Source organism: Candidatus Eremiobacteraceae bacterium (assembly GCA_035710745.1).
Lineage (GTDB): Bacteria > Vulcanimicrobiota > Vulcanimicrobiia > Eremiobacterales > Eremiobacteraceae > JANWLL01.
In genome coordinates, this window is sequence record DASTCX010000025.1 from 100,668 (window position 1) to 124,957 (window position 24,290).

At 65.1% G+C, this 24,290-nt stretch carries 19 protein-coding genes and 1 tRNA gene; 6 read left to right on the plus strand and 14 right to left on the minus strand.

Annotated features, from left to right (window positions below):
• Positions 1–64: 64 nt before the first annotated feature.
• Positions 65–1,381, minus strand: a complete 1,317-nt coding sequence (locus tag VFO25_10040) for an NAD(P)/FAD-dependent oxidoreductase (GenBank protein HET9343241.1) — start codon at positions 1,379–1,381, stop codon at positions 65–67.
• 78 nt (positions 1,382–1,459) lie between these two features.
• Here VFO25_10040 and VFO25_10045 point away from each other — a divergent pair, with 78 nt between their 5' ends.
• Positions 1,460–3,796: a bifunctional YncE family protein/alkaline phosphatase family protein gene (locus tag VFO25_10045; GenBank protein ID HET9343242.1), complete on the plus strand. Its 2,337-nt coding sequence runs from the start codon at positions 1,460–1,462 to the stop codon at positions 3,794–3,796.
• On the opposite strand, the gene VFO25_10050 is transcribed toward VFO25_10045, so the two are convergent.
• From VFO25_10050 to VFO25_10060, 3 genes are read right to left on the minus strand one after another with little or no spacing between them, the layout of a single operon-like run.
• Entirely contained in the window at positions 3,750–4,814 is a 1,065-nt protein-coding gene (locus VFO25_10050; protein HET9343243.1) for a cupin domain-containing protein, read from the minus strand. The genes VFO25_10045 and VFO25_10050 overlap by 47 nt on opposite strands.
• A 3-nt stretch (positions 4,815–4,817) precedes the next feature.
• Entirely contained in the window at positions 4,818–5,186 is a 369-nt protein-coding gene (locus tag VFO25_10055; GenBank protein ID HET9343244.1) for a response regulator, read from the minus strand.
• Positions 5,186–7,330 carry an ATP-binding protein gene (locus VFO25_10060; GenBank protein HET9343245.1) on the minus strand — a complete coding sequence of 715 codons (2,145 nt, stop codon included), beginning with the start codon at positions 7,328–7,330 and terminating at the stop codon, positions 5,186–5,188. The genes VFO25_10055 and VFO25_10060 overlap by 1 nt, the downstream gene beginning before the upstream one ends.
• 124 nt (positions 7,331–7,454) lie before the next feature.
• Here VFO25_10060 and VFO25_10065 point away from each other — a divergent pair, with 124 nt between their 5' ends.
• Positions 7,455–11,039, plus strand: a complete 3,585-nt coding sequence (locus tag VFO25_10065; protein HET9343246.1) for an SNF2-related protein — start codon at positions 7,455–7,457, stop codon at positions 11,037–11,039.
• A gap of 169 nt (positions 11,040–11,208) precedes the next feature.
• On the plus strand, positions 11,209–11,394 hold the full coding sequence (locus VFO25_10070) for a hypothetical protein (GenBank protein HET9343247.1): 186 nt from the start codon (positions 11,209–11,211) through the stop codon (positions 11,392–11,394).
• Between the two features lie 253 nt (positions 11,395–11,647).
• On the opposite strand, the gene VFO25_10075 is transcribed toward VFO25_10070, so the two are convergent.
• Both VFO25_10075 and solA read right to left on the minus strand, forming a co-directional pair.
• Positions 11,648–12,787 (minus strand): citrate/2-methylcitrate synthase, encoded by a 1,140-nt coding sequence (locus VFO25_10075; protein HET9343248.1) that lies wholly within the window; start codon positions 12,785–12,787, stop codon positions 11,648–11,650.
• Between the two features lie 102 nt (positions 12,788–12,889).
• Positions 12,890–14,014: an N-methyl-L-tryptophan oxidase gene (gene solA / locus VFO25_10080; GenBank protein ID HET9343249.1), complete on the minus strand. Its 1,125-nt coding sequence runs from the start codon at positions 14,012–14,014 to the stop codon at positions 12,890–12,892.
• A gap of 54 nt (positions 14,015–14,068) precedes the next feature.
• On the opposite strand from solA, the gene VFO25_10085 reads away from it, so the two are divergent.
• A complete protein-coding gene (locus VFO25_10085) occupies positions 14,069–15,274 on the plus strand; it encodes a glycosyltransferase (GenBank protein ID HET9343250.1) in 1,206 nt (401 codons plus the stop codon).
• On the opposite strand, the gene VFO25_10090 is transcribed toward VFO25_10085, so the two are convergent.
• The 5 genes from VFO25_10090 to VFO25_10110 form a co-directional block, all read right to left on the minus strand.
• A complete protein-coding gene (locus VFO25_10090) occupies positions 15,243–16,217 on the minus strand; it encodes an ROK family protein (GenBank protein HET9343251.1) in 975 nt (324 codons plus the stop codon). The two genes, VFO25_10085 and VFO25_10090, sit on opposite strands and share 32 nt — an antisense overlap.
• A gap of 38 nt (positions 16,218–16,255) precedes the next feature.
• A tRNA-Leu gene (locus tag VFO25_10095) sits at positions 16,256–16,339 on the minus strand.
• Positions 16,340–16,368: 29 nt separating this feature from the next.
• Complete coding sequence (locus VFO25_10100; GenBank protein HET9343252.1) at positions 16,369–17,319, minus strand: ABC transporter permease; 951 nt, start codon at positions 17,317–17,319, stop codon at positions 16,369–16,371.
• 1 nt (position 17,320) lies between these two features.
• Positions 17,321–18,310 (minus strand): ABC transporter permease, encoded by a 990-nt coding sequence (locus tag VFO25_10105; GenBank protein ID HET9343253.1) that lies wholly within the window; start codon positions 18,308–18,310, stop codon positions 17,321–17,323.
• Between the two features lie 52 nt (positions 18,311–18,362).
• A complete protein-coding gene (locus tag VFO25_10110; protein HET9343254.1) occupies positions 18,363–18,800 on the minus strand; it encodes a hypothetical protein in 438 nt (145 codons plus the stop codon).
• 46 nt (positions 18,801–18,846) lie between these two features.
• On the opposite strand from VFO25_10110, the gene VFO25_10115 reads away from it, so the two are divergent.
• On the plus strand, positions 18,847–19,182 hold the full coding sequence (locus tag VFO25_10115; GenBank protein HET9343255.1) for a tRNA-binding protein: 336 nt from the start codon (positions 18,847–18,849) through the stop codon (positions 19,180–19,182).
• A gap of 3 nt (positions 19,183–19,185) precedes the next feature.
• On the opposite strand, the gene acnA is transcribed toward VFO25_10115, so the two are convergent.
• Together acnA and VFO25_10125 are read right to left on the minus strand one after the other, a co-directional pair.
• Positions 19,186–21,921 carry an aconitate hydratase AcnA gene (gene acnA, locus VFO25_10120; protein ID HET9343256.1) on the minus strand — a complete coding sequence of 912 codons (2,736 nt, stop codon included), beginning with the start codon at positions 21,919–21,921 and terminating at the stop codon, positions 19,186–19,188.
• 72 nt (positions 21,922–21,993) lie between these two features.
• Positions 21,994–23,436 carry an NADP-dependent isocitrate dehydrogenase gene (locus tag VFO25_10125; protein ID HET9343257.1) on the minus strand — a complete coding sequence of 481 codons (1,443 nt, stop codon included), beginning with the start codon at positions 23,434–23,436 and terminating at the stop codon, positions 21,994–21,996.
• A 91-nt stretch (positions 23,437–23,527) separates the two neighbouring features.
• Here VFO25_10125 and VFO25_10130 point away from each other — a divergent pair, with 91 nt between their 5' ends.
• Positions 23,528–23,791, plus strand: coding sequence for a hypothetical protein (locus VFO25_10130; GenBank protein HET9343258.1), 264 nt, complete (start codon positions 23,528–23,530; stop codon positions 23,789–23,791).
• 11 nt (positions 23,792–23,802) lie between these two features.
• Here the strand turns inward: VFO25_10130 and VFO25_10135 are convergent, their stop codons facing one another.
• Positions 23,803–24,126 carry a hypothetical protein gene (locus VFO25_10135; protein ID HET9343259.1) on the minus strand — a complete coding sequence of 108 codons (324 nt, stop codon included), beginning with the start codon at positions 24,124–24,126 and terminating at the stop codon, positions 23,803–23,805.
• Positions 24,127–24,290 lie beyond the last annotated feature (164 nt).

Consider the following 24,290-nt stretch of genomic DNA (forward strand, 5'->3'; position numbering starts at 1 on the left):
TGGTGCGCTTGTTTTGCGCGCAGACGCGTTTCTAATCCTACGTCGCGTCCAATCCTAGATCAGATCAGCCGGGCTTCGCTCGGCCTGCTACGTCTTCTCCCCAGGGAGCGAGCTTGACGATGTCGCGCGGGAAGATGAGATCGAGCGTCCAGTCGATCGCGACGCGCACTCGGCGATCGAGCGTCGGAAGGCGCAGCAGATAATAAGTCCGCCATAACCACCACGCCGGGAAACCCGAGACCTGGATGCCTCCGAGCATCGCGACGGCGTCGCGCTCGCCAAGATTGGCCATCTGCCCCTTCATCTTGTAGTCGAACGGGCGCAGCGGCTTTCCGTCGATCGCCGCGATGATATTGTCCGCGACGTGCGGACCCATCCGTACTGCGTGCTGCGCGGTCGGCGGATATGGACGGCCGCCTTCCGGGGGTATGATAGAAGCGCAATCGCCGATCGCCCAAACACCCGGCCGGCCCGCGACGACAAAATCGGCGGATGCTGGAGCTCGGCCCCGCGCGTCCGCTATCGGAAGCGAAGCGACGAGCGGGTTCGGCGCAACGCCGCCTGCCCAGACGATCGTCGCGCCGTCGACGCGACTGCCGTCTTTGAGCGTCACGCCCCGATCGTCGGCGGAGGCGACGAAGATGCCGAGGCGCACTTCGACGCCGCGCTTTTCGAGCGTGCGTTTCGTCAGCTCACCGAGACGCTCGCGCAGCTCCGGCAAGACGCGAGCGCCGCCATCGACGAGCTTCACCTTCACGTCCGCCGGCGTGAAGCGGTGATATGCACGCGCGGCACGGTGCACGAAGATGTCGAGCTCTGCGGCCGTCTCGACGCCTGCGAATCCGGCGCCGACGACGACGAACGATAGGAGTGAGGCTCTCACGGCAGGATCGTCCTCGAGCTCCGCGCGTTCGAGCATGTCGAGCGCGTGATTGCGAAGCCGCACCGCGTCGGACAGCGTTTTGATCGGAATCGAGTGCTCCGCCACTCCAGGGATGCCGAAGAAGTTCGTGACGCCACCGAGGGCGAGCAGCAGATGATCGTAGCCGAGGATGTGGCGCGGGCCATCCTCGTGCGCGACCGTCACCAGCTTGGCATCGAGGTCGACGGCTTCGATCTCCGCTTCGAAGAAGTTCACGCGGCGGAGGACCGCGCGGACCGGCGTGACGATATGCCGTGTGTCGATCCCGCTCGCAGCCACCTGCGGCAGCATCGGCGTAAGCAGGAAGAAATTCTCGCGGCTGACGAGCGTCACGTCGATATCGGCGCGACGTCGCAACAAGCGTTCCAAACGCAAAGCGGCGTACAATCCGCCGAATCCTCCGCCGAGGATGACGATGCGGGTCTTCGCGGGTGGCGCCTGTTCTTGTGCTGCGGCCATGTCCTAAGCGTATTTGGCCAAAGGTCGAAGGGACCCGTCTTAATGCACCCGTAATCGCACGCCGTCATGATTGGAGATATGATGCGAAAGTCGCTCGCCCTCGCCTCGGTCGTGTCGACTGCGGCCGTCTTCATGTTGCTCGCCGCGGTGCACGCGCAGGCGACGGTCCTCCCGAACGGCTGGACGGTGCGGCCGGCGGGGGCGCTCACCTCACTCGGCGACCTGCCGCTGCACATGGCGTTCGATAACAGCGGCAAGTGGATAGCGGTGACGAACGCGGGCTATGCGCCGCCCACCGTGTCGATCATCGAAGCCGCGAGCGGCCGCGTCGTCGACACGCAGCCGCTCGACGGCGTCTTTTACGGCGTCGAGTTCGCTCCCGACGACTCGACGCTTTACGTCGCGACCGCCCAGGCGAGCGGCGTCAAAGTGTTCGGCTTCGACCAGTCGAGCGGCAAGCTCACAGCGCGCGCGACTTGGGCGCTCGCGAAGGGCGATGCGTGGACCGACGGCCTCGCCGTATCGTCGGATGGATCGACCGTTTACGTCACCGGCGGGTTGACCCAGAAACTGTACGCCGTGGATACGGCCAGCGGCAAGCTGCGCTGGACCGCACGCACCGGACCCGAGCCCTTAGCGGTGCTGCTGTCATCCGACGGCGATCGCGCGTACGTCAGCGACTGGGGCGGCTCGTCGATCGCCGTCATCGACGCACGCACGGGCCGGCCGATCGCGACGATCGTCGTCGACCATCACCCGAACGCTCTCGCTGTCTCGCCGGACGGCGCGACGCTCTATGCGGCGTGCGCCAACGCCGACGTCGTCGACGTCATCGACGTCAAGTCCGGCAAGGTCCGTGCGCGGTTCAAGCCGAGCCTTTGGGAGAATGCGCTCGAAGGAACGACACCGAGCGGTCTGGCGGTTACGCGCGACGGCAAGACGCTCTTCGTCGCGGACGCCGGCGACAACGCAGTCGCGGCGCTGTCGACTTCGACCGGCAAGCTGACCGGCGCGATACCAGTCGGCTGGTATCCGACCGACGTCGCGCTCACCGCCGACGGATCGACGCTCTTCGTCCTTGACGGCGATGGGGTCTCCGGTCATCCGAATCCGAAGTTCGGCCACTCCGCGATCCGCAAGTCCGACGACAGCCAGTACATCGGCACGCTCCTGACAGGTGATCTCGAACGCGTTCCGTTGCAAGGTTCGTCGATGCTCGGACAGGGGCTCGCCGCCGCGCGCGATGACGCGCTCTATCATGGCGATGCCCCGGCGACGCGGCCGCGGAGCGCGCTCGTCCGTCACGTCATCTACATCATCAAGGAGAATCGGACGTACGACGAGATCCTCGGCGACGATCCGCGTGGCGACGGCGATAAGTCGTTGGCGCTATTCGGCCGCAAGATCACGCCGAACATCCACCGCCTCGCGGACGAGTTCGTCCTCATGGATCACTTCGAAGAGAACGGCTTCGTCAGCGTCAACGGCCACAACTGGGCGACCGCCGCCTATGCGGACGATTATGTCGAGAAGCTCTGGCCGACCGCATATGCCGGCCGCGGACGCGAGAACGATTCGTTCTTCCCCGACGATCCGCCGGCCGTTCCCGATGCCGGCTATCTATGGAACGACGCGCTCGCTCATGGGCGCACCGTCCGCGATTACGGCGAGTTCATCATCCAAGACGGCAAGAAGATCGACTATCAGGCGCGGTCTCTGCGCGGCAAAATCGACCTCAAGTTCCCGGGCTGGAACCTCTACGTCAGCGACCAGACGCGTATCGATGAATGGATGCGAGAGTTCGACGGGTACGATCGCGACGGCGGCCTGCCCGACCTAGAGATCGTCTACCTACCCGACGATCACACCGCTGCGACGCGCCCAGGGTATCGGACGCCGTTCGCGATGGAAGCGAGCAACGATTACGCTGTCGGACGTCTCGTCGACCGGTTGAGCCACAGCCGCTACTGGAAGGACACGGTCGTCTTCGTCGTCGAGGACGACTCGCAATCCGGCCCCGACCATGTCAGCGCGCAACGCGCCGAGGCGCTCATCGCCGGCGGACCGGTGCGGCGTCGAGTCGTCTCGCACGACGGCTTCACGCAGTGCTCGGTGCTGCGGACGATCGAGCTCGTGCTGGGCTTGCCGCCGATGAGCCAGTACGACGCCGGTGCGCTGCCGATGACGTCGCTCTTCCTCGACGAGCCCGACACGACGCCGTGGACGGCGTCGAAGCCGAACATCTCGCTCGCAGCGCGCAACGGTTCGAACGCGGTGCATGCGCAGACGTCCATGCTGTTCGACCTGTCGAAACCCGATGCGTCCGACGAGGCCGCGTTCAACGCCGTCCTCTTCGACTACGCGAAGGCTACTCTCGGTCGTAGTAGTCGAGGCGCGGCGACGCGCGAACGATGAGGCGGCCGCGGCCACGCACGAGCACTTTGTCGGAGTCGGGGTAGTAGGCGACCTCGTTCGGCTCCGCGTTGCCGAGCAGGAAGACCGTGCACGGCGCTTTGCTTGCATTGACGAGTTGGTGCATGCCGACGTCGCCGACGGGGAAGCTGATGACGTCGCCTTTGCGGCACGCGAAGTCGCCGCGCGGCGTCCGGATCGTCGGCTCGCCATCCCAGACGAGGAACATCTCCTCCTCGAGCTGGTGCGAGTGCATCGGGCACAGCCGCTCTCCGGGTTTCATCGTGACGAAGATGTAGCCCAGCCGGCGGGCGCCGATCGGCCAACCGGTCTCGTAAGCGGTCGCACCGTACTTGCCGCTTAGGTCGCTGAACGTCTCCGGCTCGATCTCGTCGAGGTTGATGCGGTTGACGTAGACGTCGGAACGAGATTGCAGAAAGTCGCCGATGATCCGATCGGCTCCCGCCAAGATCGATTGACCGTCGCCTACGAGCAACATCTCGAGCCGCAGTGCCCATAACTGCCGCAGGCTCAATACCGCGCGCGGCGCGTCGATGAGTTTGTCGTCGGGCAGCATGCGGATCGCACCCGCCGGATCGCCCCAAAGAGCGTCGCCGACGAGCGCCGCGCGATGCTTCGGCATCGATAGCGCGATCTCGCCCGGCGACTTGAGACCCTCCAGCGCGATGACGGTCGCGCCATCGAACGGCTCGTCGCCCGCCTTGAGCACGAGGTCGACCGGGCCCGACAGGAGTGGGGCGTCGCGTTCGCTCGCTGCGATCTTCGCCTTGAAGCGCGCCGCGAGATCGCGCGACTTGCGCTCGTGATCGCGATTCGTGATGATGATGAGCGCCACGCCGCCGAGCGAATCCATTTGCACGAGATCGGCATCGGACGCGGCGAGCGGGTCGACGACGACGTTGCCCGCGTCGCGCGTGAAGAAATGCGAGTTGAAGTAGACGTTGCGTTCGGGCTGCCACACCGACCAGGTGAAGGCGCCCGGGATCGCGAGGGGCTGCATGCGTTAGTCCTTTTTGACTGCTTCGTCGATGGCGGCGAGGAGGTGGTCGGGTTCGAAGGGTTTGATGACGCATCCCGCACCGATGCGCTCGATCTCGTCGAAGAGATCCGATTGCGTGTTGCGCGCGGTAATGAAGAGGAAGGGGACGTCGGCGAAGTCCGGATCCGTGCGAAGCTCGCGGCAGAGCGACATGCCATCGCGTCCGGGCATGAGGACGTCCGACACGATGATGTCAGGACGTTGCCGGCGCGCTTGGACGAGCGCATCGTCTCCATCGGGTGCCTCGTCGACGTCGTGGCCGGCGAACTCGAGGTATTGCCGCAGCGCGCTGCGGAGCACCGGCTCGTCGTCGACGAGCAAGACGCGCGCCATCAGGCGCTCGCCGCCGCGGGCGCATCGGCCGCGCTCGTGCCGGGCGCGCCCGGCACCTCGACCGACACCGTCGTGCCGTGCCCGACCTCGCTCGAAATCGAGATGGCGCCACGCATTCGCTCGACGAGACGCGCGACGATCGCGAGCCCGAGGCCGGTGCCGCGGATCTCGGTGCCCGGGCGCTCGACGCGATAGAACCGCTCGAAGACGTGCGGCAGATCGTCCTCCGGTATGCCGATGCCCGTGTCGGCGACGACGAGACGGACGCGGTCGCCGAGCCGTTCGACGCTGACCGTGACGCGGCCGTCCGCCGGCGTGAACTTCCTCGCGTTACCGACGAGGTTCACGATGATCCGGCGCAGCGCGTTTTCGTCCGCTCGGACGTACGCCGGCGTGTTGGGCAAGCGCACCTCGACCGCCGGACCTGCCCTGGCGTCGAGCGCGAACGTCGCGTCGACCTCGGCACTCACGAGCGCGCGCAGGTCGACGTCCGTCTCGTCGTGCGGCGCCTCGGTCGCGTCGACTTTCGCCACCTCGAGAAGGTCGTCGACCAGACTCGCGAGGCGCCGCGTCTCGAAGTCGAGCATGCCGAGAAGCTTCGCGTCGTCGTCCGTGAACGGATAGCGCGGCAGCACCTTGCGCCCGAGCAATGCGGAGAGCGTCCTCAGCGTCGTCGCCGGCGTCCGCAGCTCGTGGCTCGCAGTGCCTACGAAATCGGTGCTGACACGCATCTGACGTTCGGCTTCTTCTTTCGCGTGGACGAGCTCGTCGACGAGCCGGCGACGGTCGCTGACGTCGCGCGATACCGCGATCATCTTGTCTTTTAGGCCTTCGTCGCTGTGATGCGTCACCGTGATGCCCGCCCAATACTTCGTGCCGTCGACGCGCGTTCGCTCGGTTTCGAGATACGCATAGCCGCGCGTGGCGACCGTGTCCGAGAGCTCCGCGAGCTGCGCTTTCGAGATCGCGAGCGGGGGATAGTCTTTCACCGCTTTGTCCATGAGGTCGTCGAGCGTGCATCCGAGTTCGTGACAGAGCGCGTCGTTCGCGTAACGGACGATCCCATCGGCGTCGACGAGCATGACGCCTTCGTGCACCGACTCGACGACGGCCGCGAGCGTCTGCGATTCCGCGACGCTCGCTTGGAGTTGGCGCGTGCGCGCCGCGACGCGCGCCTCGAGGCCTTCGTTCAGCACTCGAACTCGCCGGTTGATCTGACCGACGACTTCGATCGGCACGCTCACCGCGAGCCACGCGACGAGCCACAGCAAGACGAAGAGCCACGGCTGCGCGGGCTGATCGGTCGGCGGCGGCGCGATCGTCAGGCTCCACGCGCGGTCTGCGAACGGGATCGAAAACGTTTGGACGTAGGGTTGGGTCCCCGCGCCGGTACCGGCGATGCCGCCCGGAGAGCCCGATTGCAGCCTGCCGCTTCCGTCGTCGAGCACGTACGGCACGGGGAGCACCGCGGCAAGATCGTCCGCCAACAGCAGCTGGACATCGATGCGCGCGACGATCGTTCCGGTGACATCGAGATGGCGCACGAGCGGCTCGGCGACGTAGACGAAGAGGCGGCCTTGGCCGCCCGGCGGGGTCGACGGATCGCGAACGCGGAGCGCATGCGACGACGTCGTCGTGCGCGTCACGGTCGACTCGCTCAGCACGAGATCGACCGCGCTGATGACTGCACCGGGTACCCGATTCGCGCCGGCGCGCGACGGCATGCCGAACGCTTCGCGTCCAGTCGCTTCGACGTGTGCGACGTGCTGATCGTTCTCGTCGAAGTAGTCGACGACGTCGATCATCGGATCCGAACGCATCATCGAGCGCGCGGCCTGTGCGAACGGAGCCTGTGCGAAGCCGGTCGTCTCGAATTCGTTCTTGAGCGTCAAGAGCGAGCCGAGCGTCTGGTCGATGCGAACGGCTTCGCGCTGAGCGACGCGACCGCCGAGCGAACGCGTATCGTTGGCCGTGCGAACGGCGATCGCATCGGTCGAGGTCCGATAGAGGATCGTCGCCATGAACGCCAAGACGACGCCGACGAGGATCTGGGAAATGCGGACGCTCGCGTTGCCCATGAGGGCGACGCCGTCACCGTCGGCTTGGGAACGCGCACGAGGACGCTCGCGTGACCTCGACATCATGCAGTAATTTCGCTTAAGTGCGCATCTATGCTTGCCTCTCCTGTGTACGTACATGGTGAAGAAATGACAATCGGCCCGGGCTTTAGAGGGAACCGTGCACCCGGACCGTCGAAAAGAGACGAATATGGCCATTCGCGCGCAATCGAAGCCCCACCAGCCGGTGATGCTTCGCTTCGAGGACGGTGTTGCTCCCAATCGCGGCGGACCGCCGCTCGGCTCGTGGCAGGAATGGTTGCCGTCTCAACCATCGATCGAAGGCACATTCCCGAAGCCGATCATCGCGCAAGGCCTCGCCGCCTATCAGCGCGGTAAAGTCAGAAGCCTGAATCTCCGTCGCGCTGACATCGTCGCGACGGTCGCCGACACCGAGACGCACACGACGACGCTGACGCGCGACACGTCGCGCCCGCCGCTCGGCATGCGCTGCAACTGCACGTGCCGTTACGGATACGACTGCAAGCATGCGGTGGCTGCGCTCTACATGCTTCTCGAGCTGCGCGAACAACAAGAAGACGGCGAGAGCTCCCCGCCGGCGCCGCCGAACGGACAAGCGCCCGCGACCAACGGTCACGCGACCACCGCGCCTTCGACGCCTCAGACACAAAACGGCAATGGTGCAGCGACCGCCGCCGTCGTCGCGCCGACCCCTTCTGCGGCGGCGAAGTCGCCTGCCGGCTCGCCGGCGTTCGTCGAATTCCTCGACCTCCTCACACCGCATCATGAAGCGGTCGTGCCGCGCCGTCGGTTATGGATCGTCGTCGGCTACGACGAGCGGCTCGGCGTCTTCCACGCGCGGCTTTGCCTCGACGCCCCGAAGCTTCACGGCGTCGCGCGCACGCACGCGGATCTTCAACAGCTCTATCGCACGACGCGACAAGCGAACGTCACGGGCGAAGAATGGGATCGCCACGACGCCGCGCTCCTCTCCGATGCGTCGCTCGGCGCCGTCTTCGGCACGCCCGCCGACTACGCGCTCGCCCGCGCGACGAGCGAGCAGACGCAACGTCTGACGCACAACTTCGCGCAGTTGCTGCTTCGGCTCATCTCGCATCCTCGTTTGCGGCTCGACGATCATCTCGGCGCCCATCCGGAGACGATGCCGCCCGTGCGAATCGCGCTCGCGCCGTTGCGCCTTCGACTAGGCGGCACGCGCGACGACGAGATGCATCTCGACCTCGGCGGACGGCTCGTACGGCCCGATGGCTCCGAGATCACGTGCGAGAGCGTGCGCACGGTCGACGGCACCCCCGCGTGGCTTTTCGACGGCAGCACGTTTTATCTTCACGACGGCAGCTTCAGCGTCCGCGTCATCGACAGGTTGAAGGCGTCGCCGACCATCCGCCTCTCGCCGCCCGAGGTGCCGCAATTCCTCGAACGCGCGCACGGCTTGCTCGACCGCGAAACCGCCGCGGGCATGATGCTCGTGCCCGAGGACATGAAGCAACAAGTATTGCTCCGGCTCCGATGGCAAGGCGACGGCATCACAGCTGACGCTGCGATCGAAGACGCCGGGAGCGGCGCGAATTGGCCAGTGACGACGCTCGAGTTCAATCCGCTGCAGCGAGTCGACGACGGTCATCAAGGCTCGACGCCGCGCTACGCATATTGCGATCCCGCGGTCGCTGCGCGCGTCCGCAGCCAGCTCGAAGCCGCAGGTTTCCGGCCGTGGAAAGAGATCGCCGACGCGTACGCGGCGCAGCATCAAGACGAGCCGCCTCCACATTTCGACGAGACGAAATGGCGTCTCGAGCCGACCGATACCGCATACCAGTTCGGCACCGACGTCCTCCCGCTGTGGCGCTCGACGCTGCAGCTCGACCTGGACGATACGGTCAAGTCGCTCGTGGAAGGCCCGAAGGCGCTGCAAGTCTCCGTCGCCGTCGATACCGCCGAAGAGCGCGAACGCGCGGATAAGGGGAAAAAGGGCAAAGGCGCCGTTTCGACCGGCCCCATCGATTGGCTCGAGATCTCGGTCGAGCTGCTTCTCGACGGCAAGCCGCTCTCTCCCGAAGACGTGAAAGCGCTCTGGCATTCAAGCGGGCGTTTTCATCGTCTCTCCGACGGCCGATTCATCGACCTCTCGTCGTTCGCGCTGTTGCGCGAAGCGACCGGCGGTTTCGGCGGCAGCCTCGAGAAAGGCGGACGTGCGCGACTCACCGCCGCGCAGATGCTTTCGGTCTACGACGATCTCAAGCGGGCGTGCGGCGAATCGCAGCTGCCGGCACCGCTTCGCGAGCTGCGCGAATCCGTGCGAGACTTCAAGGGCATCGACGAGATCGAGCCGCCGGCCAATCTCGCGAAGATCCTGCGACCCTATCAGAAGCGCGGCCTCGACTTCCTCGCCTATCTCGGCAGCTATCACTTCGGCGGCATTCTCGCCGACGACATGGGCCTCGGCAAGACGCTCCAAGTGCTCTCGTATCTCGAACATCGCCGCGTCGGCGTCGGCAGCGCACCGAATCTCATCGTCTGCCCGACTTCGGTGACGCACACGTGGGTCAACGAGGCCGCGCGCTTCGTGCCCGAGCTCAAGGTGACGCTTCTTTCCGCCGGCTCCGGCCGCGATGCGATCTACAAGACCGCCGGTGAGTACGACATGCTCGTGACGTCGTACGCGCTCGCCCGGCGCGACGCCGAAAGCCTCAACAAGATCGGCTTCCGAGCGGTCGTGCTCGACGAAGCACAGCAGATCAAGAACCCGCAGGCGAAGATATCGCAGGTCATCAAGTCGCTCGACGCCGAGCAGCGCTTGGCGCTCACCGGCACGCCGATCGAGAACTCCGTCCTCGACCTCTGGTCGATCGTCGACTTCGTCATGCCGGGCCTACTCGGCAACGAGAGCCATTTCCGGACGACCTTCGAGACGCCGATCATGCGCGACGGCGACGCCGAGAAGCAGCAGCGTCTCGCCAAGCGCATCCAGCCGTTCATGATCCGCCGCCTCAAGACGCAAGTCGCGGCCGACTTGCCGTCACGTACCGAGCAGACGATCGAGTGCGAGATGACCGCGGCGCAGAAAAAGGCGTATCGCGAAATCGTCTTGCGTGCGCGGCGCGAGATATTGCGCGAGGTCGACGAGCACGGCATCGGCCGCGCGCAGCTCTCGATCCTCGCGGCGCTCACGAAGCTGCGTCAGATCTGTTGTCACCCCGGCCTTGTCGGCGACCATTGGCGCGAAGACGAAGAGGCATCGGGCAAATTCCTCGCGTTCCTCGAACTCGTCGAATCGATCGTCGAGTCGGGGCACCGCGTCTTGGTCTTCTCCTCGTTCACGGAGATGCTCGGCATCATCCGTGAGGCGTTCGATTCGCGCACGCTCGGCTATTCATACCTCGACGGCACGACGAAGAACCGCAGCAAAGTGCTCGAAGATTTCAAGCGCGAGGACGGACCGCCGGTGTTCCTCATGAGCCTCAAGGCGGGCGGCGTCGGTCTCACCGTCACGGAAGCCGACTACGTCATCCTCTACGATCCTTGGTGGAACCCCGCCATCGAGCGCCAGGCGATCGACCGCACGCATCGCATCGGTCAGACAAAGCCCGTGACAGCGTACAGGCTCGTCACGCTCGGCTCGGTCGAAGAGAAGATCCAAGCCCTCCAGGGCCGCAAACAGGCACTCGCAGATTCCGTCATCGCGACCGACGCCGCGTTTGCGAAGAGCCTCACGCGCGAGGACCTCGACGACCTGTTCGCACCCATCGGAGAATAGCGTCCTATTCGGGAGCGGTCGAGAGTCCATCTCGACCGCCGCGGCCTCACCACGCGGCTTTTACTCGGCTAGCCCTGTGACGGCGGTCTCACACGAGGCCGCAGAGTCACGCCGCCGGCACCGTCTTGTCGTATGTACGTAACGCTCTTCACGACAAGGAATCGCCGACATGGACGCCTGTGCCTTCTGCCACTCGGACGCGAAACAATCGAATCTCTACGTCAGTTTCGTGTCGGCGGGACCGCCCCAGTTCCACATCTGCTCCGCGTGCTACCTCGTCGCCATCCGCCACGGTTACGCGGTCGTCTACCGCAACCCGCACGTCGCCTCGATGCCGCAAACGGCAGTCGCCTAACGCTCCAGACGTCGCCAAAATCGCAACTGTAAAGACGGCCGGTCCCCCTCGGCCGTCTTACTTTTTTTCGCGTCGACGTTTGAGTAATGGGAGCGGTCGAGATTCATCTCGACCGCCGCGGCTTGGCCAAATTTTTGTAGCGGTCGAGCTTTAGCTCGACCGTCGCGGCCTCACCGTTTCGGACAACTGGGTAGACCGCGGCGGTCGAGATAAATCTCGACCGCTCCCCTTTTCTTTAGGAAAGGTCCGGACCTTAGCGGCGGTCGATGGAAGTCCAGGGCAGGTTGAGCAGGCCTGTATATTTCACTTGCGGGCGGATGAGGCGGTTATCAGCCATCTGCTCCATGATGTGCGCGGTCCAACCCGCCATACGACTGCACGCGAACATGCACGTGAACGTATCGGGCTCGAGGCCGAGACCGAAGAGCGTCGGCGCCGAGTAGAACTCGACGTTCGCATAGAGCTGGCGTCCGGGCTTCTTCTCGTGGAGCTGGCGCACGGCGATCGCTTCGAGCTCGTGCGCGATCGCATACCACTGCGGCTCATCCGAGCTCTTGCCGAGATCGCGCGCCATCGCCTCGAGCGGACCCGCGCGCGGATCGCGCACTTTGTATTCGCGATGACCGATGCCCATGACGCGGTCGCCCTTTTCGAGCAGCCGGCGCACGTACGGCTCGGCCTTCTCCGGCGATCCGATCTCTTGGATCATCTTCATGACCTTGCCCGGCGCGCCGCCGTGCAGGTCGCCTTGAAGGGTCGCGACGGCCGTCGTCGCGGCAGCGTACATATCGGACCACGTGCTAGCGGTCACGCGCGCCGCGAACGTCGACGCGTTGAAGCCGTGATCGGCGAGAAGCACGAAGTATGTGTCGAGCGCTCGGGCGGCGGTCGGAGACGGAACATCGCCGTTCTTCATATATAGGAAGTTCGCGGCGTGGCTGAGGTCGGTGCGCGGCTCGACCGGGTCGAGCCCGCGGCGGATGCGATCCCATGCCGCGACGGCGGTCGCGGCGACCGACGTCAGACGGATCGCCGTATTGATGTCGGAAGGATGCGTGCCGTCCGGGCGAGGCGGCTCGTGCGTGCCGACCGCGGAGACGGCCGTGCGCAGAACGTCCATCGGCCACGACTTCGGCTCGAACGAGCGGAGCATGTCGATGACCGGCTTCGGGAGCGCGCGCGCCGCTGCCATCGCGCTGCTCAAGCTCGTCAGCTCGGCGCGACTGGGCAGTCGACCGTTCCAAAGCAGATAGGCGATCTCTTCGAACGACGCGTTCGCGGCGAGATCGGCGATGTCGTATCCGCGATACGTCAGACGTCCTTCGTCGCCGGCGACGAGACTGATCGCGGTCGATCCGACGACGACGCCTTCGAGGCCGGGGTTGACCGTCACGCTGCTGTTCTTGACGGAGATGCCCTTTCACGCGCACTGCGAGCGGCTGTGAACGTTCACTCGCCGCGCTGGACGCACCTCCAGCATCGCCTTAGCGGCGCTTCACGCGCGTGAAAAGCGCTCGCGACGGAAGCGTGAGATGTCGACGCGCGGAGGACGATCGAGTGCGATGTCGGCGACGACCGCGCCGAGCAGCGTGCCGAACTTGAACGCGTGACCGGAACAGCCGCCGACGAACGCGCAACCGGGAATGCCTTCGACCGAGTCGACGATGAAATCCTCATCCGGCGTCACCGAGTACAAACACGTCTTCGCGAATATCACTTCGCCGTCGGCGAGCGCAGGAAAACGGCGGCGTGCGTATGCGCGCGTCCGCTCGATCTCGCGATCGTCGATCGTTCGATCGACCCGATCGGGATCGACCGTCGGTCCGAAGTCGTGGCTCGCGAACTTCACGCCGTCGACGTCGCCGTGGCGCGGAAAGCCGTACCAGTTCTCGGCAGCGTCGATCCAGATGGGCATCGCGCCCGGCTCGAACATCGCGGCGTCGCGCGTCGGCGCTATGTACGCATATTGCTGACGCGTGACGCGGATCGGCAGACGCAAGTCTTCGAACATGGCCGGCGTCCAGGGACCGGCGCAGACGACGGCGCGATCGAAGATCTCGCGCTCGCCCGCGATATCGATCGCGACGCCGCCACCGGGCGCGCGCGCGATCGCGCCGGCTCTGCGACCGGTGACGAACATCGCGCCGTCACGACGCGCCGCCTCGACCGCCGCACGGACGCAACGCGACGCGCGCAGGCTGCCCGCGGATCCGTCGATGATGCCCGCTTCATCGTCGCGAAATCGGAATGCGGGAAACCTTGCGCGCAGCGCTTGCGCGCCGAGCAGCTCGGCGGGCTCGCCGATCGCTTCCAAGCCGCGCCGCGCGGCGGCGAGGCGCTCGTGATCGCGCGGTCCGAAGTATAGGCCGCCGAGCGTGTCTATGAGATGAACGCCTGTCGTGCGCTCGAGCGCGCGCCACAGATCATACGCAAGAGGCATGAGCGCCGTGTAATACGGATCATCGTAGAAGCGTCGAATGATGCGCGAATCGCCGTACGAGCTGCCGCGATCGTGATCGATGTCGAACTGCTCGAAGACGGTGACGTCGTGGCGCTGCGACGCGAGCTCGAACGCTGCGCACGCGCCGATAATGCCTGCGCCGACGACTGCTACCTTCATCGAGTCACGGGACAGGCGAAGGCGCAAGCTGCCTGCCGTGCGAAAACCATAAGCGTGCAGTCAGAACAGCCGGCCCCCGGCTCATCGGCGCGCATCCTCTTCCTCTATTCCGACACCGGCGGCGGTCATCGCGCAGCGGCGCAGGCGATCGACCGCGCGCTCAAAGCGTTGCCCGGCGGCACGTCGATCGAGACGAATCAAGTCGACGCGTTCGCGTCTTCGTGGTTTCCGCTCCGCGAAGGCGTCGCCTCCTACGGCACGATGCTCAAGGTGCAGCCGAGCCCGTATCCAGCGATCTATCATCTGACGAACGGCCGCACGCGCTTCCGCGTGATCGCCGAACTCGGCATGCCGTTGATCCGACGCAGCTTCCGGCGCATGCTCGCCGCCATCCGGCCGGACATCGTCGTGTCGGTCCATCCTCTGCTCAACACGTTCGCGCGTCGCCTGATCCACTCGATGCGCATCGATGCGTCGCTCGTCACGGTCATCACCGATCTCGTGACGATCCATCACAGCTGGACGACCGGTGCTGCCGCCGACGAGTACGTCGTTCCCTCGCCTGAGGCTGGTGCGCTCTGCGTCGAACGCGGGATTCCGCCGACGCGCGTCCACGATCTTGGTCTACCGATCAGAGCCGGATTCACGCCTCGCATCGGCACGGGCGCGGAAGCGAAGGCCGTTATCGGACTCGACGATAGGCGGACGCTTCTCGTCATGGGCGGCGGCGAGGGCGGCGGCAGACTCAAGCATCTCCTAGCCGACATCGCGCCGACGGTACGCACGCTCGGTCTGCAGCTCGTCGTCATAACCGGACGCAACGAACAGCTGCGCAAACACCTCACCGAGAACGTCGCGGACTTCGGCCGGGGTGCGCAGATCCTCGGGTTCGTCGAGAACGTCGCCGACTACATGCGCGCCGCCGACCTTCTGCTGACGAAAGCCGGACCCGGTGCGATCGCCGAAGCTGCAGCGACCGGACTGCCCGTCGTGCTGTACGAGTACATCTCGGGCCAGGAAAAGGGCAACCTCGACTACGTACGCTCGCGTGGCGCCGGTGTTGTGGCGCTCGACGACGCATCGGTCATCGCAGCGCTCGATAGGCTATTCGCACCAGCATCGGCCGAGCTCGAAGGCATGCGCGTACGCGCTTTGCGAAGCGCACGCCCGAACGCGGCGCACGACATCGCGTGCTTTTTGATGGAAATGCTCGATCGGGCGGCCGCGGTCAGAACGAGCGGGCGGCGCGTAAGGCCTTGATCCCGCCCAGAAAGGCGAGCACCGCTCCGCCGACCGCACCTGCGTCGTTGCCCAATGCCGCCGAAACGATCTTCGTATCTTTCGGCGCCATCGTCGTCAGCACGTCGACGCGCCGCTTCAGCGGCACCGCCAGCATCGCACGGTCGGTCTGACCGACACCGCCGCCGAGCGCGACCATCTGCGGGTTCGTGAAAGCGACGATGTTCGCGACGCCGATCGCGAGATCGTCGAGATAGCGCTCCCACGCGGCGGCGCCGTGCGGATCGCCCGCTGCCGCCGCCTTCACGATCATCTTGCTGCCCCAATCGGCAGGCTTGCGCTGGAGGAAGAGCATGCTGCGCGGAAACGATGGCGCGACGGCAAGCGCGTGACGGAGAAGTCCGGTACCCGAGGCTTGCGCCTCGAAACAACCGACTTTGCCGCACATGCAGATGAAGCCGGTGTCCGGCCGGATCTGGTGATGACCGACTTCGCCCGCGCCCATGCCGTGTCCGAGGATGAGCTTACCGCTCGCGACGATGCCACCGCCGATCCCCGTGCCGATCGTGATGAGCGCGAAGTCCTGCGTGCCCTTGCCGCAACCGTGGACGTATTCACCGAGCGTGGCGGAGCGCGCGTCGTTGAGGATGTGGACGCGCTGACCGAGCCGGCGCTTGAGCGCCGCGCCGAGCGGCACGTTCTTCCACTCGAAGTTCGGCGACCAGCGGACGGTGCCGGTCCGCTCGTCGATGTTGCCGGGCGACCCGACGCCGACGCCCTCGACCTTGCGGCCCTTCAGCGACGCCGCCGCCTTACCGACGGCCGTGCCGATTCGGTCGACGACATCGTCGAAGTCGTGCGATTTCAGCTCGTGTTGAAAACGACTGCGGATCTTGCCGCGATCATCGACGGTCGCCGCCATGACGTGCGTGCCGCCGAGGTCGACGCCGATTGCCCAAGCCATCAATCAACTCCAAAGCCGAAGAAGCCTTGTTCGAAACGTGCCCAGGACAGGACTCGAACCTGCACCGGTGTTACCCGACTAGCCCCTCAAACTAGCGCGTCTACCAATTCCGCCACCTGGGCACGAAAAAACACCGGACCACATTATAGCATCAACGAACGTTCGGGTCCAGCGCGTCGCGCAGTCCGTCGCCCATATAGTTGATCGCGAGGACGGTCGCGAAGATGCACAGGCCGGGATAGACCGCCGCCCACCAAGCGATGGAGACGTTCTCCTGCGCGTCGGAGAGCATGTTGCCCCACGACGCGGTCGGCGGCTGGATGCCGAAACCGAGGAACGAAAGCGCGGATTCCAGGATGATGACGTTCGCGACGTCGAGCGTCGCCTGGACGATGATCGGCGCGACGGCGTTCGGCAGCAAGTGCCGCATGATGATGCGGTTGTCATTGCTCCCGATCGCGCGCGCGGCCTCGCAGAACTCTTTCTCCCGCAAGCTCAAGAAAGCGCCGCGCACGAGCCGCGCGACCGGCATCCACGAGAGGAAGCCGATGATGAGGACTATGCTCGTGGGGTTCAGCGCCGCCTTCGTCGACGAGGCGGCGACGATGCCGGTGAGCACCAGTAGCAACGGCAAAAGCGGGATCGACAAGAACGTGTCGGTCAACCGCATCATCGCCCAGTCGATCCAACCGCCGTAGTAGCCGGCGATAGCCCCGACGATCGTGCCGAGCACGACCTCGATGAGGACCGCGAAGATCGCGACCGTCAGCGAGATGCGGCCGCCGAACAGCATACGCGCCCATAAGTCGCGGCCGAGGTTGTCCGTGCCGAGCCAATGACCGAACTGGCCGGGCGCGAGCGGCGTGCCGCTCCAGTTCCCGTCGATCGCGTTCGGATCGAAATGGGTGAAGGCAGGCGCGAAGATGGCGCTGATAGCGATGAGGATGAGCGCGCCCGCACCGGCGAGCGCGAGATAGTGCCGGCGGAACTTCCGCCACGCCTGGTGTCGTTCGCGTGTGAACTCGGCCTCGTGCGCCTCTTGCAGCGTGCTCTCTTCCGAGCCCGGGGTCCGCATGGGAAGCAATACCTGTCGCATCGCCATCTTAGTCGTACTTCACCCGCGGGTCGAGCCAACCGTACGCGAGGTCGGCGACCAGATTGAAGATCACGACCAGCGCCGAGATCAAGACGAGGTAGCCCATGAGGAGCGAGAAGTCTTGCTGGTAGAGCGCCGTGATGAAGAGCCGGCCCGCGCCCGGCCACGCGAAGATCGTCTCGGTGATCACGGCGCCGCCGACGACGCCGGGCAGCGCGAGCGCGAGCACGGTGACGACCGGCATGAGCGCGTTCTTCAAACCGTGCTTGAAGATGATCTTCCAGTAGCTGAGTCCCTTCGCCGCGGCGGTTCGCATGTAGTCCGTGTGGAGCACTTCCTGCATCGAGGCGCGTGTGAAGCGCGACCACGTCGCGATCTGGATGAGCGAAAGCACGGTCACCGGCAAGATAAGATGCCGGAGGCCGTCGACGAAGCCGCCGCCGTCGGTTTCGTAGCGCCCCGCGGAAGGGAGGCTGAAGTCGATGCGGTAGTCGGAGAACGGGATTCGGAAGTGGATGCCGTTGACCGCGAACGCGATCTGCAAGAGGATCGCGAACCAGAACGTCGGCATCGACATTCCGAAGAACGCGAAGGTCGTGACGAAATAATCCCACAACGAGTACGGACGGACCGCCGCTAGGATTCCGAACGCCAACCCGATGACGAGCGAGACGACGAGCGAGATGCCCATCAGTTCGAGCGTCGCAGGCAGCCGTTCGGCGATCGCCTCCGTCACCGTCGTCGAGTTCATCGTCGACCAGCCCCAATCACCGCGCACGTACGCACCGAGCCACGAAAGGTATTGGATGTACACCGGTCGATCGAGCCCGAAATTATGTCTGAGCCGCTCGATATCGGCCTGCGTGATGTGCGGGTTCTGCATGTACGGCGCAAGCGGACCACCCGGCATGAAATGCAGGATGGTGAACAGGATGATACTGATGAAAACCATCAGCGGAATCGCCTGAAGCAGGCGCCGTATCGTGTAGATCAGCACGTGGACTCCGGGCCTTCTGCCGTCCGCCTAGGCCGGCCTGCTCGCTTCGGCGCTACGGGCGCCGCTGTGACGTCAAGCGGCGCCCGCTCGGACCTCGTATGTCGGCGGACAACACCCAGCCGTATTTGCCGCGCGCGTCTCCCGATACGACCCGGACCCCGATCAAGTAGATGGTCGACGCTCCCGAAGGGTCGCCCGAGGCGCTCGGACGGATCACCTGCTTGCGGCAGCCGAGCGCGAACGCCTTGCTGAAAGCGTGGACGAGCACCGTGTGTTTGAGGACGGTCTGGACGTCGTAATCGCCGGACGCGTAGCGGACGAGCCGGTCGGCGGAATCCCAGAGGAAGACGTCGGGATCGAGTTCTTGCGAAACGAGCACGAGCGCGGCGCCGCGTGAGACCGGGCACGCATTTGCAGAATGGCCGCTCGCGAACACGAAGCAGAGCGCGAAAACGGCGACGCGCACAGCGCGGGTGACGCGTTCGGGCATTTTCAGATGCAAGATTCGAGCGGCCGGCCGACGCATCCCGCTCGATATGGATGAAATCGTCGCAGCGTTCGCCGCCGTCGAGATACGAGCTGGCACCGTGCTTGAGGCCGAGCCGATCGCCGGCGCACGCAAACCTTCGTACAAGCTTCGGATCGACTTCGGCCCCTCGACGGGCACACGCACTTCGAGCGCGCAGTTGACGCGGCGCTACCAAGCGAGCGAGCTTGTCGGCAAACAAGTGCTGGGTGTCGTCAATTTGCCGGTGAAGCGCATCGCAGGCGTCGCGAGCGAGGTGTTGACGCTCGGTGTTGAGGACGAAGCCGGCGCGGTCGTGCTCGTCGTTCCTGAAGCCGCGGTGCCCAACGGCGCGCGGCTGTATTAGCGCCTAGCCTCGGATCTGGCGCAATACGTATTGGAGGATGCCGTCGTGGCGGTAGTATTCCGCTTCGTCCGGCGTGTCGATGCGTGCCGTCGTCGTGAACTGCTTCTTCTTCCCGGCGGAGTCGGTCGCGGTGACGGCGATCTTCGCGCCGGGCTTGACGCCGCCGGCGATGCCGGCGAAATCGTACGTCTCCTCGCCGGTGAGCCCGAGCGATTCAGCCGATTCACCGGTGGCGAATTCGAGTGGCAGTATCCCCATGCCGATGAGATTGCTCCGGTGGATCCGCTCGAAGGTCTCGGCGAGCGCGGCAACGACGCCGAGCAGTCGCGGGCCTTTCGCGGCCCAGTCGCGCGATGAACCCGCACCGTACTCCTTGCCGGCGATGACGATGAGCGGCACGCCGTCCTTCTGGTAGCGCATCGACGCATCGTAGATCGTCATCTGTTCGCCGTCTGGCATGTGGCGCGTGAAACCGCCTTCGGTGCCCGGCGCGAGCCGGTTGCGCAGCCGCACGTTCGCGAACGTGCCGCGCACCATGACCTCATGGTTGCCGCGGCGTGCGCCGTACGAATTGAAGTCTTTCGGTTCGACACCGTGGTCGATGAGATATTTGCCGGCGGGCGTCGACTTCGGTATGCTGCCCGCTGGGGAGATGTGGTCGGTCGTCACGCTGTCGCCGACGTATGCGAGCACGCGCGCTCCGCGTATGTCCGCCCGCGGCTGCGCTTCGCGCGGCATGCCGTCGAAGAACGGCGGCCGTTTGACGTACGTCGATGACGGACTCCACTCGAATCTCGTTCCGGCCGGGACCGCCATCGACTTCCAGCGCTCGTCGCCGCCGAACGCGTCGGCGTATTGGATGCGGAACATCGACTCGGCGACGCATTCCGCGACGACTTTATTGATCTCCGCCGATGACGGCCATAAGTCGCGCAAGTAGACCGGCTTGCCGTCGGTCGTGCCAAGCGGCTCGTCGACCAAGTCGAAGTCCATCCGCCCGGCGAGCGCATATGCCACGACGAGCGGCGGCGAAGCGAGATAGTTCGCTCGCACTTGGGGGTGGACGCGGCCCTCGAAGTTGCGGTTGCCGGAAAGCACCGAGCAGACGATGAGGTCGTTGTCGTTGACGGCCTCGGCGATCGGCTCGGGCAGCGGCCCGCTGTTGCCGATGCACGTCGTGCAGCCGTAGCCGACGAGGTAGAAGCCGAGCTTTTCGAGATAGGGCGTGAGGCCGGCCTTGGCGAGGTAATCGGTGACGACTTTCGATCCGGGCGCGATGCTCGTCTTCACCCACGGCTTCGACGAGAGGCCGGCCTCGACGGCTTTCTTCGCGAGCAGCCCCGCGCAGACGAGGACGCTCGGATTCGAGGTGTTCGTGCAGCTCGTGATCGCCGCGATGACGACGGCGCCGTCGGAGATCTTCTGAGCCCCTGATGGCCCCGCGTACGTGACCGTCCGCTTGCGGGCCATCAGCGAGAGCGCTTCGTTGCCTTCGGGATCGAAGGTCGCCATCTGCGCGACCTTCGCTTCGCGCCGCTCGGCCATCTGCGCGAACGCGTCGCAGAACGACGGCTTCGCTGACTTGAGCGCCACGCGATCCTGTGGACGCCGTGGTCCCGCGAGACTTGGCTCGACCGTCGCGAGATCGAGATGCATGACGTCCGTGAAGATCGGATCGGCGATATCGTCGGTGCGGAATATCCCTTGCGCTTTCGCATAGTCGCGGACGAGCGCGACGTGTGCGGCCTCGCGTCCGGTGAGGCGGAGATACGTCAACGTCTCTTCGTCGATCGGGAACAGCGCGGCGGTCGCGCCGTATTCGGGGCACATGTTGCTGACGGTCGCGCGGTCGGCGAGGCTGAGCGTGCTCAAGCCTGAGCCGAAAAACTCGACGATCTTGCCGACGACGCCGCGCTTGCGCAGCATTTCGGTGCACGTGAGGACGAGGTCGGTCGCGGTCGCGCCCTCGCGCATGCGGCCGGTGATCTTGAAACCGATGACGTCTGGGACGAGCATCGAAACGGGCTGGCCGAGCATCGCCGCTTCTGCTTCGATGCCGCCGACGCCCCAGCCGAGGACGCCGAGCCCGTTCACCATCGTCGTGTGCGAATCGGTGCCGACGAGCGTGTCGGGAAACGCGATCGCTTCGCCGTCCTTGCTTTCGAGGAAGACGACGCGCGCGAGATACTCGAGGTTCACTTGGTGGACGATGCCTTGATCGGGCGGCAGCGCGCGAAAACGTCGCAGCGACTGCTGTCCCCACTTCAACAGCTGATAGCGTTCGCCGTTGCGTTGGAACTCGAGCTCCGCGTTGATCTTGAAGGCCTCGCGCGAACCGAACGCGTCGGCGATGACCGAGTGGTCGATGACGAGCTCGACGTCTTGGAGCGGGTTGATGCGGTCGGGATCGCCGCCCATCTCGGCCATCGCATCGCGCATCGCGGCGAGATCGACGACGCACGGCACGCCGGTGAAATCTTGGAGCAGCACGCGAGCTGGACGAAACGCGATCTCACGCTGCGGCGGTTTTTTCGGATCCCAGTTCGCGAGCGCTTCGATGTGCGCTTTGTCGACGGAGCGGCCGTCCTCGTGACGGAGCAGATTCTCGAGAAGGATCTTCAGCGCTACCGGCAAGCGTTTGACGTTTGGTCCGACGGCCTCGACTTTGTGATATGAGACCTTCTTGCCCGAGGATTCGAGCGTCGTCTTCGCGCTGAAACTGTCCATGCCGGTCGCCACTGTCTCGTCCTTTCCGATGTAGTAGGCCGACCGCAGGTCGGCAAGCCGAGCTTCGCTCGGCCTACTACTATTCTACTCCCCTTGCACCACCGAGTAGCCCGGCGCGCCGTCGAAGGCGTAGAGATTCTCCGTCTTGATCGAGTCGAACCCGGCGCCCTCGATCCACCCGAGCAATGCTGCGATCTCAGATTGTTTGATGGTTCCGTTCGCGGTCTTCGACTTGAAGCGCAGCCGCCATTGATCGGTGCAGAACGTCTCGGGCAGGCCGTCCGGCCACACCTTCGTGCCGCGATTCATGATCGCGGCCAGACGCAGCGCTCCACCGCCGAGCCGTGCTGCGATATCGTCTGCTTTTCCGCCGGCGAGATCGATGAAGACGTCGACGCCGACGAGCGTCTTCGACTGGGTCTTTGACGACGCCGCTCCGACGGACGGCGGCTTTGCGGCCTCGACCGCATAAGCCACCGGCTTCAGCTTCTCAGGCTTTTGCCCGACGCGCGCGACGACGGCTTGCGCGAACTCCTTCGTGCCGACTTTTTCTTTGCTCACCTGCGGATCGAAGATATCGTACGTGTGGATCCCATCCTCGATCGTCCGCAGCCACGCGTTGTGGACGAGCGTCGCGACGTCGCCTTGTCCGATATGGACGAGCATGAGCACGCCGCCGAGCAACAGACCCGATGGGTTAGCCATGTTCTGACCGGCGCGGCGCGGCGCCGATCCGTGGATCGCTTCGAACATCGCACACGACTCGCCGATGTTCGCGGAGCCGGCGAGTCCGACTGAGCCGGCGATCTGAGCGGCGACGTCGGATAAGATGTCGCCATACAGATTCGGCAGCACGACGACGTCGAACGCCTCCGGGGTGTCGGCGAGCTTCGCCGCGCCGATGTCGACGATCCAATGCTCGTGCTCGATGTCGGGATACTCCGCCGAGATCTCATCGAAGATCTTGTGGAATAGACCGTCCGTGATCTTCATGATGTTGTCTTTAGTGAAGCACGTGACTTTTTTGCGGCCGTTGCGCTTCGCGTAGTCGAATGCGAAGCGTACGATCTTCTCGGAGCCCGGGCGGGAGATGAGCTTGAGACACTCGGTCATGCCCTGCGTCTGCCGGTACTCGATGCCGCCATAGACGTCTTCTTCGTTCTCGCGGACGATGACGACGTCCATCTTCGGATGCTTCGTCCGCACGTACGGCGCGTACGACACGCACGGCCGGACGTTCGCGTACAGACCGAACACCGTGCGCGTCGTGACGTTGAGGCTCTTGTAACCGCCGCCTTGCGGCGTCGTGATCGGCGCCTTCAAGAATACTTTGGTCCGGCGCAGGCTTTCCCACGCGTTCGGCGCGATGCCGGCGGAATTGCCGGCGAGATAGACCTTCTCGCCGACTTCGATGACTTCGATATCGAGGCGCGCGCCCGCGGCTTTCAGGATGTCGAGCGTCGCATGCATGATCTCGGGACCGATGCCGTCGCCGTACGCGACCGTGATCGGTGTGTTCGTCGCCATGTGGGCCGTTTTCGGTCGGGTGCGACGGGCGTCCTATCCCGAGCGTCGTCGCTGAAGGGCGCAAAGTCGCATTGGACAAACGACAGCGGTGATGAGCAGCGCAAACATCGTCACCGCGACGTTCGACCTGACGCGCAATGCGACCGCGGCGGTCGACTGGTTCTTGAATCAATCGATCGATCGCGACGCGGTGAGCGTTCGCGTCGCCGGTGCGGGCGAACAGCCCCGGCCGCCGCAAGCCGGCGACAACCGTCGCGCGGACTTGACGTGGTCAGTGAGCGTCGACTTATCGCGCACGCGGCTGAACAAGCGCATCGTCGTCGAGACGATGAAGCGCGAAGGCGGAAGAGTCTAAGGGTTCGTGGGTTAGTTCGCGAGCGTTGCGAGGAGCAGCTTCGCGCCGCCGAAGTGGAACGGCAATTCTCCGACGCCCTGCATGCCCGCGCGCCATTCGTCGTCTTTGAGGAAGATGCGCGCGACCGGATCGCCGAGCGAGTCGTAGACGAAGAACGTCTGACCGGTCTCGTCGTATCGATAGTCGTGGACGCGACCCGCTTGATCTTTCGGCGCTAGATAGAAGCCGACGTGGGTCGCCCTGTACGCGTACGCGTGAGGATCCGACGCGCTCGCGAAAAGCGCATCGACGATGATGCGTCGCGCGAGCGGAAGGCCGATCTTGAATTCGGTCACGGACGGCCGTCCAAGCGTACACCGGACCGCGCGAAAGATGCGCGGTCCGTCGTGGCGCGCTCGCGCGTCGTCCACTTCATGCGGCCGCGTTCGCGCAGATTCCAACGCTTGCCTTGCGCGATACTCGCGGTGTGACTGGGCCCATGTTCGAGCGATCATGGGCC